The following is a 13,058-nucleotide window of genomic DNA, read 5'->3' on the forward strand; positions in this document are numbered from 1 at the left end:
CTCATTGAATCACTTAGCCGGGCAGCGGCGTCGGCGTCGGTTCGGCGTAGCCTTTGCTGTAGGAAGCGTCGATCGTCCGGCGAATGTCCGCGTTAGACTTGCCCTGCTGCTTGTAAGCGGCCGCCTTGACGGCAATTTCCAGACATACGCCGCAGCGTGTCGCATGATAGTCCCATACGACCGCCCCGTCCGCGGATACTTCCCGGATGAAGCAGTTCAAGTTGCTGATGTGGCCGGCGCTCTCGCCGCAGCCGCAGTAGCAGGGCATGCCGCCGAGCAGCTCCATATGGGCTGCAGCGAGGCTGTACACTCGCTTGACCTGCTCCGGCTGCGTATCCAAAAAGCCGGGCAGTTGATCCGGGGAGGCCGTCTTCTCCTGCAAATCCCCGTTTTCCGCCATATGCGGATGGCCGGCATGACCCCCGGATGAATTGGCCTGCCCGGAACAGCCGACTCCCGCGCCGAGGAAGACGGCCACTAGCGCAATCATCGATAATCGTCGTAACATAAGCACACCCCCAATTGTTCAACGCACAGGTTCAGGTCTATCTTATCACGAATCCGCAAAATCGATCGCTACTTACGGGACAAATGTGCTTTTTCTGTAAGAAACACGTCTATCGATGCCTATTCAAGGATGATCGATCGCGGTTGCCGAAAAAAACAGGAACGTCTTGCCGCTGCGATACGTCGTTTATATAGGATTGCTGCAAAGCTTGCAGCAACAACCAACATCGCGAGAGAGCGCAGGGGGATAACATGAGTGTACTGACCATGACCAAGCAAGATTGCCTGTCTGTCGTCCGGTATGTGCTGAGCTCCGATTTTTGCTGCGAGCCGGAGCAATGGCTTCAGGAAGGGATCGTCTATTGCCGCAAGAAGGAAATGCCGGGGCGCAGGAGCTTTCCGTACCGGCCGCATAGCTTCTCGCTGACGACAATGGGAGCGTCGGTAGTCGTCACCGGCGAAGCGGAGCATCTCGAAGCGTTGAAGGAACGAATCGCGGGCCAATCGCGCGAGGAGGTTTTCTCGCTTGCGACATTGCGCGAAATTGCCGATTATGCGGCAAGCCGCGGCCAAACGCTAGCCGGTCCGGATCACAAATATGTGTGCTTCCCCGAATCGCTGCGCATTGGACCGAAGCCGCCTCATATTTGGCTTGATTATTCCGAGGGAAGGCAAATCCTCGAGTTGTATCAATATGCCGGATTTGTTAATGCGCTCCGGTACCGGATCAATGCGGATCGGCCGGATATTCTCGCTGTTGTCGCCTGGAACGGCGAGCGGATCGTAGGAATTGCCGGAGCGAGCGAGGACTGCGAGCAGATGCTTCAGGTTGGAGTCGACGTCGCGGCGGATTGCCGCGGGCAAGGGATCGGCTCTTATCTGGTCGGGAAGGTGACGGAACGCATTTTGGAGATGAACAAAATTCCTTATTATTCGACGAGCGCAAGCCACTTCGCCTCCCGCTCGCTGGCCACAAGCGTCGGTTATCGGCCCGTCTGGCTTGAAGTCTGCTCCAAATAAGCCTGGTTCTGTGACAAGCTCGCAGCAAACATATTCCCTGTTCCCGCGTATATTTGTAGGAAGGAATAGCGGCGCGCATCATGCAGACGCAAGCGGGCAGTGGGGCAGATGGCCGTCAAGCTGTGCAGTTATTGCGGGGAGTCCAATCGGGAAGAGGCGTTCATGTGCGTCGTGTGCGGCTCCTCGCTGAAAGGGGCCGAGCTGCAAGGAACGCCTGATGCGGAGAAGGAGTTCACTGGCATTGTAGCGGGAAAGCCGACCGTCTGCCGGGGGTGCGGCGAAAAGCTGGAGCCGGAAGCGCTGAAGTGTGAGTATTGCGGCGATGTCGCGATTCGGGCGCCGCGGAAGCCCACCATCTATATCTATCGCGAAGGCTCCGCGTCTGGCGACGGGTGCGCGGTCGCGCTCGTGTTTATCGCTACGTGCATCATTCCGCTCGTCGGGCTGATCGTCGGCGGCATTTTCGCCTTTAGCGATGATCGCAGCAAGCAGAATATCGGCAAAGGGCTGCTCGTTTTTCGGTTGATCATGATCGTCGTGCAAATCATGACCGGCATTCTGATCATGTGACGGGCGGATAGTGTCTAAAGTCGATTGGCCCATCGGCTGCGCGTCTCCGGCAGCTTCGCACTCTTCGCAAGGCAGCTGCCTCGACAGGAGATTCACATAAGCGCTCTCATGCCAGCTTACATATTATTCTACTAGACGGTCAGGATGCACCCTTTTCGTCTGACGGTATCGTATTTGGCGCAGGCAATTTGCTTTTGCGAGCTCATTTTGCAATCGCTTTCTCGAAAGATTTGTAGTATAATAGCTTCGATCAACGGATCTTCGCCAGTCCGGCTGCCGTCATACAGTTACCGAATCATGGAGGAGAATCATCATGAGAGTGCATGAGATCACTGTTCCCAAAGATTTGCAGGCGAACGATTTGCAAACGGTAGCGCAGCAAGCGAGCCGCTTTCGCTCGGCCGTTACTTTGAAGCTGGAGGAGGAGCAGATCGTTCTGGATGCCAAAAGCATGCTCGGGATGATGCTGATGCAGATCCGCGGCGGCACGCGCCTTCTGATCCAGACGAAAGGAAGCGACGAGGAGGAAGCGCTCGATGCGATGTGCGAGCTGCTGGAACGGTTGCCGCTGAAATCATAACCGCTGTAACGACGCCGGCGAACGAATCGCCGGTTTTTTTGTAACCAGATAGCAATCGGGAAGAAATGGATCTGCCGGCGACATGCTATATTAGGCAAAGATATAACAAGCATATGTGGAGGTGGCATGATGGGCACAGAAAAGCGAGTAACGATCACCGTCGAAACGACGGTCCAAGCGCCTGTCGAAAAAGCGTGGCAGGTTTGGACAGAGCCGGAGCATATCACTAATTGGTATTTTGCTACGGATGAATGGCATGCGCCCAAAGCCGAGAACGATTTGAGACCTGGCGGAAAATTCGTGACAAGGATGGAAGCCAAGGACGGCAGCTTCGGATTTGATTTTAGCGGAGTTTATGATGAAGTGAGACAAAATGAATGGATTGCTTTCACGCTTGATGACGGCCGAAAAGTGACTGTCGCTTTCAAGAGCCGGAATAACGCGACGAGCGTCACGGAATCGTTCGAAGCAGAGGCGGCCAATGACATTGAGATGCAAAGAGCAGGCTGGCAGGCGATTTTAGACAATTTTAAAAAGTATGTTGAGCAAGCTTAAGTGATGTCGGGCCAGCGCTCCAGCTGCTTGCGATGCGGTGCAGCAAGCAGCTGCAGGCAAGACCGATAACAATCGGCCGATGCCGAGCATCCGGCGGCTGCCGGGCTTCGATTCGAGCCGGTTCCGGGTATGTACATGGCCGCTCCGGGACGGGAGGCCAGCGCTAAACGGGCCGTTCCCACTGCTTCAGGCGCCGGTCGAGGACGAACGGACCGAACGGCAGCAACGATGCGGCAATGGCGGCAAGGATGAGCCACAGCGAGAAGCGGTGCACGATTGCCGCAAGCACGATGGCGAGCAAATACAGCACGAACAACGCGCCGTGCGCGGCGCCGACGACGCTGACCATTTGCGGCAGATCGGCCCAATATTTGAGCGGCATGGCGATCCCGAGCAGCAGCAAATAGGAGATGCCCTCCAGAAGGCCGATGAATCGCAGTCGTCCGATAGCCGTTTTGAGCATAAACGAATCCCCCTTTCATCGATATCTTTATCATTATAATAGAAAAATAGAGCGCGAACTGAACAAGGTGAAATTGTTCATAATAACTTCAAAGATTGTCGCTCCCGGGCAAGGAAGGGGGCGGACAGGCGGCGCAGGGCGGGACCCGGCCTTCAGGCGTGCTCATTGTGCGCTCATTGTGTGGAGGCAGCTCGGCATGGTATAGTTACAGAAAACAGAACGGCGGTGAGCAGAGCGCATGGGCGTCAAGTACGGCAGGGAATACGAGGACATTATTGAAGAATTGTCGGCGGCGATCGGGGAAGTCGAGCAAATTCACGACTTTTTCGATATGTCGGACGACGATTGGGACGCACTGGACGCCGCCGGGCGAAAGGCCTGCATCAGGACGCTGGCCGACGACGTCTTTTACGGCTTGGGCGCAGAGCCGGTCATCGAGCTTGGCCTGGGCGCGGTGCGCCATGACCGTGACAGGCATCGGCTGCATGTCAGCCAGGGCGAGCGGGAAATTGCCGTCATTCGGCTGACATTTTAAAAGCAAGCATCGAGAGCCCGCTGCGCAGCGGGCTTTTTTTCGCGAATCGTTCAAAAAAGGGGATATGGCGACAAGACCGAACTCCGTGCGGCACGGCCTGCCGCGCAGCGCTGTTCTTCGCGGCGCGTCAACAGAGGGGCGTTGGCGTGAAATCGGCACAATCGAAGCCGCAGAAGCTGGAGAATGGCGGCAGGAGCACGGCCTGTGGCGGGGGCAATCCAGCTTTCCGCCCGCTATGCGGCGGCATTCCATTGATAGCGAAGCGCGTTAGGACTCGGATATTCCTGCAAAAATGCAACATTTCCCCGATCATTGGAAAAGGAGGCCATGTGGCCTCCTTGATCGTTACATCCGTTTATGCTATGATGTTGTATGGTGTCGCCAAACATCATCAACATCTGCGTATTATTATCCTAATGTAATAATACCACAATGGCAAGCGGTTGTCAACCTTGTCGGTGCAACCTGCCTTCAGCGCAGTGAATAGCTTCATATTTCATGGAAAAGGAGCGGTTTCACAGAGCATGGACGAGAAGACCATCAAGCAGGAGCAGCTTCGGGTCGAGCGGGTTACCCGGGAGATCGGCGAGCGGCTCGAGACGCTTCGCGGCGAGCTGTCCGGCATCAAAACGCAAATCGTCGACATCCGCCAAAATTTCTGGGACGATGTGACCGTCAATCTGGACAATTTGGAAGAAGCGGTGGAGACGTATGCCAGCTTGAAGCAGCAGGCGGAGGTGCTGTCGGAGCGGGAGCGCAGCCACCGGCACGGGCAGGCGCGGCTGAAGCTGTGGGAACGGCTGCAGGATTCGCCGTATTTCGGCCGGATCGATTTTCGCGAGGACGGGCTTGCTGACAGCGAATCGATCTATATCGGGATCGGTTCTTTTATGGACAAGGACGAGATGGCGTTTCTGATCTACGACTGGAGAGCGCCGGTCTCCAATCTGTACTACGATTACCCTCCGGGACCGGCTCAATATACGACGCCAAGCGGCACCATCAGCGGCAATCTGGAGCTGAAGCGCCAATTCATCATCCGGGAAGGCCGGATTCGCAGCGTGTTCGATACCGGCATCACGATCGGCGACGAGCTGCTGCAGGAGGTGCTCGGCAAGCAGGCGGACCCGCAGATGAGGAGCATCGTCGCGACGATCCAGAAGGAGCAGAACCGGATTATTCGCAACGAGCGGAGCCGGCTGCTGATCGTTCAGGGGGCTGCCGGCAGCGGCAAGACATCGGCGGCGCTGCAGCGGGTCGCCTATCTGCTGTATCGTTATCGGGAGCAACTGCGCTCGGAGCATATTGTGCTTTTTTCGCCGAATCCGATGTTCAACAGCTATGTCTCCACCGTGCTGCCCGAGCTCGGCGAGGAGAACATGCAGCAGACGACGTTCCAGGAATATTTGGCGCACCGTCTGGGAGACGAGTTCGAGGTAGAGGACCCTTACGACCAATTGGAGTATGCATACGCGCAGCAGGACCAGCCCGGCTATGAGGCGCGGATCGAAGGCATCCGCTACAAGGCGTCAGCGGATTATTTGGCGCTGCTGGATCGCTACATTGCTTATCTCGGCAAGCGGGGCCTGAAGTTTCGGCCGATTGTATTCCGCGGCGAGACGCTGATCCCGGCAGAGCGGATTGCCGATCTGTTCTATTCGCTCGATCCGTCTCTGTCGATTCCGAACCGGCTGGCGCAGCTGTCCGAGCAGCTGCTCAAGGAGCTGAGAGCGTTGGCCCGCAAGGAGCTGTCCAAGCCCTGGGTCGAGGAGGAAATCGAGCTGCTCGATAACGAGGCGTATATGCGCGCATACGAGGAACTGCGGCGGAAGCGGAGGTTTACGGAGGAGAGCTTCGACGATTACGAGAGAGAGAAGGAATTGCTCGGCAAGTACATCGTGAACGAGCGTTTCAAGCCAATCCGCGCCGCGCTGAAAAGATACGGCTTCGTCGATATCGCCGCCGTATATCGGCAGCTGCACGCCGATGCCGGCTTGCGCGCCGAGGCTGCGCCGGACGTCACTGTGCCGGCATGCTGGCCGGCTATATGCGAGCAGACGCTGGCGAGACTGGATCGGTCGCAGCTGGCTTATGAGGATGCGACGCCTTACCTGTATTTGAAGGACCGGATCGAAGGCTTCCGGACGAACAATACGGTGCGCCACGTGTTTATCGACGAGGCCCAGGACTATTCCGACTTTCAGTTCGCTTTCCTGAAACGGCTGTTCCCGCGCAGCAAAATGACGGTGCTCGGCGACTTGAACCAGGCGATTCACGTTCACGCCTCGGGGAGAGACGCGTTCGGGTATGTGCGCTCGCTGTATGGAGAGAGCGAGACCGAAACGATCGTGCTGACGCGCAGCTACCGGTCCACGCTGCCGATCATGACGTTTGCCAGCTCCATGATCGCGGGCGGAGACCAGATCGTCCCCTTTGAGCGGGGAGGCCGCCTTCCGACGGTGACCACGCTCTCCGAGCCGGAGGAGCTCGGCCGGCGCATTGCGGAGCGGATATGCGAGCTGCAGGCCGCAGGGCACCGGACGATCGCCGTCATCTGCAAAAGCGACCGCGAATCGGCCGAGGCGTACGAGTCGCTTCGCGGCGTGCCCGGCATCCGGCGCATCGGCAAAAATTCCGCGGCGTTCGACCGGGGCGTGCTCGTCATGCCATGTTATTTGGCCAAAGGGGTGGAATTCGACGCCGTCATCCTGTACAACGCTTCCGAGGAGCGCTACGGCCGGGAAAGCGACCGCCGCCTGTTCTATACCGCCTGCACACGGGCGATGCACGAGCTGCACTTATACGCAGTCGGCAAGGCGAGCCCGTTCATCAGCGAGGCTCCCGCGGATACGTATACGCTGGAATGATGTGCGATCCATGACAATGCATCGAGCTTGCGGCGGATGCCCTTGTCTTTTGCGCCCGAGCTTCGCGATCTGGAGCCCGTTGCGCGCGTGCAAGTAGCCGCTCTCGCCTGTCCCGATAGCACACATGCGGAGGAAGCGGGAACGTGCTAACTTGGCGTAGTGCCGCGGGCAAAACTTTGTGTGAGGGCTCCTTTTTTGCGGCAAAATGGCTGGAGGAAGCGTCCGAATCGCGCACCTTACCATCCCGAGCCTGCTGCCGGACTCTTTTTTTCTGCGGAGGAGACAGCAGCTGTGAAGGTTGAAAACGTCGAATGAAGGCCAATATGTTCCAAAATGGCGGTTTTGGTTGTATAATGGACGTAAGCCGATTCGGGCGATTTTTCCGTTACACGGCAGGGGCTGGTAAGGTGCGAATGGGAAGCTCCCATAAAAATCCCGGGTCTTTCGCACCTCGAAATTTGTCGAATACATGCGGTTTTGCATAGGTTCAGAAAAAGTCAAGAGCAAATTCATGCGCATTTAGCAACGGTTTTTTTGGAAAATGATTGAATTGATGCTAGAAGTGGATTGATTGTGTGTGTTTTTGCTGTCGCTCCTCACGTAGGAGCGTGGATTGAAACCCGGTACGTCATGTTCCCCGGAACATGGTACACCCGTCGCTCCTCACGTAGGAGCGTGGATTGAAACCTCCTCCCTTTTGCGCCGTATGACGTCGTGTAGGTCGCTCCTCACGTAGGAGCGTGGATTGAAACCTCGACGGTCTGTTGCTTGCGGGGAATCTCCGCGGTCGCTCCTCACGTAGGAGCGTGGATTGAAACCTTGTCGAGTTGCGACAGCTGGTTAGCCCCCCGCGTCGCTCCTCACGTAGGAGCGTGGATTGAAACTACAAAAAAAACGCCCGATCAATGACCGAGCGTATGTCGCTCCTCACGTAGGAGCGTGGATTGAAACCCGCGTAACTGCCTCCCGCGGCCGGGTGCCGTCCGGTCGCTCCTCACGTAGGAGCGTGGATTGAAACACCCGCATCGTCCGGTCAATCCCGTCCCGGTAGCGTCGCTCCTCACGTAGGAGCGTGGATTGAAACTCAACAGCGGCCAGAACCTGTCGCTTGCATTGCGTGTCGCTCCTCACGTAGGAGCGTGGATTGAAACAATCGTTCAATACGTGGGTCCGGCTTATTATCAACCGTCGCTCCTCACGTAGGAGCGTGGATTGAAACGTAGGAGCCCTCCGGGGCTCCGTGCTACCTATCGCGTCGCTCCTCACGTAGGAGCGTGGATTGAAACAACCTAACCAATGCAACGAGCCTGACTGAGCCGTAGTCGCTCCTCACGTAGGAGCGTGGATTGAAACCTCTAACGCATCCAAACCAAGTTGAAGCAAATGATGTCGCTCCTCACGTAGGAGCGTGGATTGAAACCGCGGCAGCAAACGGCCAATGTACGAACGAATCAGTCGCTCCTCACGTAGGAGCGTGGATTGAAACCCCAAAAAGGCGTAAAAGATGATAGAATGTTGTCAGTCGCTCCTCACGTAGGAGCGTGGATTGAAACCAATAAGATTGTATCTTAGAGCGCTCAAAAAATGTCGTCGCTCCTCACGTAGGAGCGTGGATTGAAACCGTATGTTGTCAGTGGTGGTTATGTTACCAAGGAGTCGCTCCTCACGTAGGAGCGTGGATTGAAACATCAGGCGACAGGCCGGAGCTTAGAATGATGCTCGTCGCTCCTCACGTAGGAGCGTGGATTGAAACATCGGTGCCGCGGATACTTGTGGTTCGGGGGCCGTCGCTCCTCACGTAGGAGCGTGGATTGAAACAGCATAGCGGCATCTTTGGCCGTGTCGATAAAGCGTCGCTCCTCACGTAGGAGCGTGGATTGAAACACCAATGTTTATGGGCTCAAACACCATTTTTGCTGTCGCTCCTCACGTAGGAGCGTGGATTGAAACCGGTTTGACCCGGTACTCACCTGGCGCAAGCCTGGTCGCTCCTCACGTAGGAGCGTGGATTGAAACGATAAACGGGAAGGGTCGATCATTTATACCGCGGTCGCTCCTCACGTAGGAGCGTGGATTGAAACCGAAGTCGATGGACGTTGGGAAGGCGTTTGATAGTCGCTCCTCACGTAGGAGCGTGGATTGAAACCGCATCCGGCTCCGGAAACTCGAACGTAAAGCCGGTCGCTCCTCACGTAGGAGCGTGGATTGAAACTAACTTGTCGATAAATTCGCGGTACTTTGGTATAGTCGCTCCTCACGTAGGAGCGTGGATTGAAACAATCGATTTCATTTGGGCCTCTTGCAAGTCCGCTGGTCGCTCCTCACGTAGGAGCGTGGATTGAAACTCCACATTGCTGAACAACTCCAGGCATGGGCCAAGTCGCTCCTCACGTAGGAGCGTGGATTGAAACTGGTGCTCTTTGTCGAGCATCCGGAAGATTTGGAGTCGCTCCTCACGTAGGAGCGTGGATTGAAACGCCAATGAAGATTTTGACGACGTAGTCGACATCGTCGCTCCTCACGTAGGAGCGTGGATTGAAACCGGCATGGTCCAGATCGACAGCAGTCTGATCCGCGTCGCTCCTCACGTAGGAGCGTGGATTGAAACCGCTTGAACACGTCAAGTACGTTTATGACGGCAAGTCGCTCCTCACGTAGGAGCGTGGATTGAAACTGACTATGCTCACTTGCCAGAGGATCACCCACACAGGTCGCTCCTCACGTAGGAGCGTGGATTGAAACCTTTGCTTCTTCAAGGCTGTGCTTTAGTTCATGCGTCGCTCCTCACGTAGGAGCGTGGATTGAAACAACTTCGTAAGAATCCGAGAAGCCTTGATATTGCGTCGCTCCTCACGTAGGAGCGTGGATTGAAACCTATCGCGGCTGGAGAAGCTGCGGATCGCCCGCGAGTCGCTCCTTACACAGGAGCGTGGATTGAAACTTCGGCTGCCGTCAGGGTTGAAAACGTCGAATGAAGGTCAATATGTTTCAAAATGGCGGACTTGGTTGTATAATGGACGTAAGGCCGATTCGGCGATTTTTTTTCGTTACACGGTAAGGTTGGTAAGGTGCGAATGTGAAGCTCCCATAAAAATCCCGGGTCATTCGCACCTCGAAATTTGTCGGAAATCGTTGAAATTGTTGTTTGCTTGAAAAAGTCAATAGCAAATTGATGCGTATTTGGCAACGGTTTTCCAGAAAGTGTTTGAATTGATGCTGGAAGTGGATTGATTGTGTGTATTTTTGCTGTCGCTCCTCACATAGGAGCGTGGATTGAAACCACCCATTCGTTAACTTTATAAACGTCCTCATAGTCGCTCCTCACATAGGAGCGTGGATTGAAACCATATAGATGTCCGTCATCCCACCAGCATTCGATTGTCGCTCCTCACATAGGAGCGTGGATTGAAACCCCGCTTCACCCTTTCGACAAAATACTCAAATGGTCGCTCCTCACATAGGAGCGTGGATTGAAACGTCATAATCCCAACCGCGGAGCCAGTACGTAAACCGTCGCTCCTCACATAGGAGCGTGGATTGAAACGAGGAATTTGCGAAACGTAACGTAATATTGACGTGTCGCTCCTCACATAGGAGCGTGGATTGAAACAAGCGGAGTGTCAACAATACTAATATCCGTAAGGGTCGCTCCTCACATAGGAGCGTGGATTGAAACGATATCGTCTTCGGTAGCCGGCTGGATGATAAAGTCGCTCCTCACATAGGAGCGTGGATTGAAACCCACGAGTAGCCCGTGAAGCACGACCCGGACCGTGTCGCTCCTCACATAGGAGCGTGGATTGAAACAAACTGGTGGTGGTATCTGGACGACAGAGGGTCGTCGCTCCTCACATAGGAGCGTGGATTGAAACCGATCGCGCCAACATCGTCCACTACGCCTGTAGTGTCGCTCCTCACATAGGAGCGTGGATTGAAACAATGCCACGCATGACGGGGGCTGCACCTATGAAGTCGCTCCTCACATAGGAGCGTGGATTGAAACTTGACGAACCGTTTACGTTGTTCAAACGAGTAGGGTCGCTCCTCACATAGGAGCGTGGATTGAAACATCCATGCCATCGAGTGGGAGCTTTGCCCGTTTTGTCGCTCCTCACATAGGAGCGTGGATTGAAACCGCAAGAAGGCCGTTGCCTGCGCAGATCGTGCCGAGTCGCTCCTCACATAGGAGCGTGGATTGAAACTGCTTCCCTTGAACACTTATAGCATAGGGATACATGTCGCTCCTCACATAGGAGCGTGGATTGAAACACGGTAACTCGGGTGACGTTATTAGATTGTTCGGTCGCTCCTCACATAGGAGCGTGGATTGAAACTCTCGGCAGCAATACATCGACTTCCACGGAAAAGGTCGCTCCTCACATAGGAGCGTGGATTGAAACCAGAGGTAATTTTCTCCAGTTACCACCTGGTGGTGTCGCTCCTCACATAGGAGCGTGGATTGAAACACAGTGGCGCTGCACCGCGGTCTGGGCCCTAACGGTCGCTCCTCACATAGGAGCGTGGATTGAAACATCGTGGCGGATTTTTCGGCAATCGAAGGCAGGGTGGGTCGCTCCTCACATAGGAGCGTGGATTGAAACGAGCGCTTGGGCGACGACGTCAGCGAGAAGCACTGTCGCTCCTCACATAGGAGCGTGGATTGAAACCTCTCCAAAATACCCTTGCATCTCTTCAACCCAAGTCGCTCCTCACATAGGAGCGTGGATTGAAACTTGCCCGCGACGTCCAGCTCGACATCCCCGGTGTGTCGCTCCTCACATAGGAGCGTGGATTGAAACCATCCCGGTATAAAGCTCCCGGCCGTCGTTCCGGTCGCTCCTCACATAGGAGCGTGGATTGAAACGCCATACTGTCCGTGCGCACGGCAGCGGCGTGGGTCGCTCCTCACATAGGAGCGTGGATTGAAACCGCAATTTGTACATTTAGCCGCGACCACGACCGCGTCGCTCCTCACATAGGAGCGTGGATTGAAACGCCCCGGCTGGACAGCGTCAGTACCGAAGCCATGTCGCTCCTCACATAGGAGCGTGGATTGAAACCCGGTCATCCAGACCAAAAAGGGGCCACTTAAATTGTCGCTCCTCACATAGGAGCGTGGATTGAAACCGATCAATCACGAACAGCGGATACTCGCATAGCGTCGCTCCTCACATAGGAGCGTGGATTGAAACAAAAAGTTTGCAAACGGCAAGTCATGGGATCAGCTGTCGCTCCTCACATAGGAGCGTGGATTGAAACTGGTAAACTTATACACGGGGGAGGTGATTAAATGGGTCGCTCCTCACATAGGAGCGTGGATTGAAACCTCCCTGGGAGCCCCGAAGGGCTCCGCGTTATTGGTCGCTCCTCACATAGGAGCGTGGATTGAAACAGAAAACTAGGACTTACTGATCCTGGACAGCGCCGTCGCTCCTCACATAGGAGCGTGGATTGAAACGTTGATAATATCCTCATACGACATAATAGCATTAAGTCGCTCCTCACATAGGAGCGTGGATTGAAACACCGCAAGGTTGCTGCAGTGTTCACTGCCACCGGGGTCGCTCCTCACATAGGAGCGTGGATTGAAACCTTACATTACGACGTTGCTTGCTGAAAAAATGGGTGGTCGCTCCTCACATAGGAGCGTGGATTGAAACTTGAGGCTGGCGAAATGCTGGTTTTCGTGGCGGGTCGCTCCTCACATAGGATCATGGATTGAAACCCGGTGTATTTCCGGGCGTATTCGTTGTGATCCGTCGCCCCTCCCGTAAGAGCACGCATAGACACCACGGTCACCCATCGTCGTGGCTTTGTATCACTTTCCATGCAAAATTTAGCCTGTCGGCGTATTTGCCGGCAGGCTTATTTGTTTTTTATTCAACGATCCAAAACCCCTAATTTATCCCTCTTTTCCGACAATGAATCCGCTTGATGATGGAAAAATTAAAAAATTCCAAA

At 55.2% G+C, this 13,058-nt stretch carries 8 protein-coding genes and 2 CRISPR repeat arrays; of the genes, 6 read left to right on the forward strand and 2 right to left on the reverse strand.

The features are described from left to right. Nucleotides 1–13 precede the first annotated feature (13 nt). Complete coding sequence (locus F591_RS0100565; RefSeq protein WP_040740577.1) at nucleotides 14–508, reverse strand: PCYCGC motif-containing (lipo)protein; 495 nt, start codon at nucleotides 506–508, stop codon at nucleotides 14–16. Nucleotides 509–759: 251 nt separating this feature from the next. Between F591_RS0100565 and F591_RS29335 the strand changes: the two genes are divergently transcribed. The 4 genes from F591_RS29335 to F591_RS0100585 all read left to right on the forward strand — a co-directional run bounded on the left by F591_RS29335 (nucleotide 760) and on the right by F591_RS0100585 (nucleotide 3,232). Further along, on the forward strand, nucleotides 760–1,527 hold the full coding sequence (locus tag F591_RS29335; RefSeq protein ID WP_083935213.1) for a GNAT family N-acetyltransferase: 768 nt from the start codon (nucleotides 760–762) through the stop codon (nucleotides 1,525–1,527). Between the two features lie 108 nt (nucleotides 1,528–1,635). Then, nucleotides 1,636–2,097 carry a zinc ribbon domain-containing protein gene (locus tag F591_RS0100575; protein ID WP_026326279.1) on the forward strand — a complete coding sequence of 154 codons (462 nt, stop codon included), beginning with the start codon at nucleotides 1,636–1,638 and terminating at the stop codon, nucleotides 2,095–2,097. A 313-nt stretch (nucleotides 2,098–2,410) separates the two neighbouring features. Next, nucleotides 2,411–2,677, forward strand: a complete 267-nt coding sequence (locus F591_RS0100580; protein ID WP_019532629.1) for an HPr family phosphocarrier protein — start codon at nucleotides 2,411–2,413, stop codon at nucleotides 2,675–2,677. 129 nt (nucleotides 2,678–2,806) lie between these two features. Then, nucleotides 2,807–3,232 carry an SRPBCC family protein gene (locus tag F591_RS0100585; protein ID WP_019532630.1) on the forward strand — a complete coding sequence of 142 codons (426 nt, stop codon included), beginning with the start codon at nucleotides 2,807–2,809 and terminating at the stop codon, nucleotides 3,230–3,232. 163 nt (nucleotides 3,233–3,395) lie between these two features. Here F591_RS0100585 and F591_RS0100590 read toward each other — a convergent pair whose 3' ends face one another. Then, nucleotides 3,396–3,695: a DUF3817 domain-containing protein gene (locus tag F591_RS0100590; RefSeq protein WP_019532631.1), complete on the reverse strand. Its 300-nt coding sequence runs from the start codon at nucleotides 3,693–3,695 to the stop codon at nucleotides 3,396–3,398. Between the two features lie 238 nt (nucleotides 3,696–3,933). Between F591_RS0100590 and F591_RS0100595 the strand changes: the two genes are divergently transcribed. After that, nucleotides 3,934–4,230, forward strand: coding sequence for a hypothetical protein (locus F591_RS0100595; RefSeq protein WP_019532632.1), 297 nt, complete (start codon nucleotides 3,934–3,936; stop codon nucleotides 4,228–4,230). Nucleotides 4,231–4,754: 524 nt separating this feature from the next. Then, nucleotides 4,755–7,097: an RNA polymerase recycling motor HelD gene (helD, locus tag F591_RS0100600; RefSeq protein WP_019532634.1), complete on the forward strand. Its 2,343-nt coding sequence runs from the start codon at nucleotides 4,755–4,757 to the stop codon at nucleotides 7,095–7,097. A gap of 588 nt (nucleotides 7,098–7,685) precedes the next feature. Continuing rightward, a CRISPR array of direct repeats spans nucleotides 7,686–10,039; the repeat unit is 32 nt. A gap of 306 nt (nucleotides 10,040–10,345) precedes the next feature. Next, nucleotides 10,346–12,822: a CRISPR direct-repeat array (repeat unit 32 nt; unit sequence GTCGCTCCTCACATAGGAGCGTGGATTGAAAC). Nucleotides 12,823–13,058: the final 236 nt, after the last annotated feature.

Source organism: Paenibacillus ginsengihumi DSM 21568 (genome assembly GCF_000380965.1).
Lineage (GTDB): Bacteria > Bacillota > Bacilli > Paenibacillales > NBRC-103111 > Paenibacillus_G > Paenibacillus_G ginsengihumi.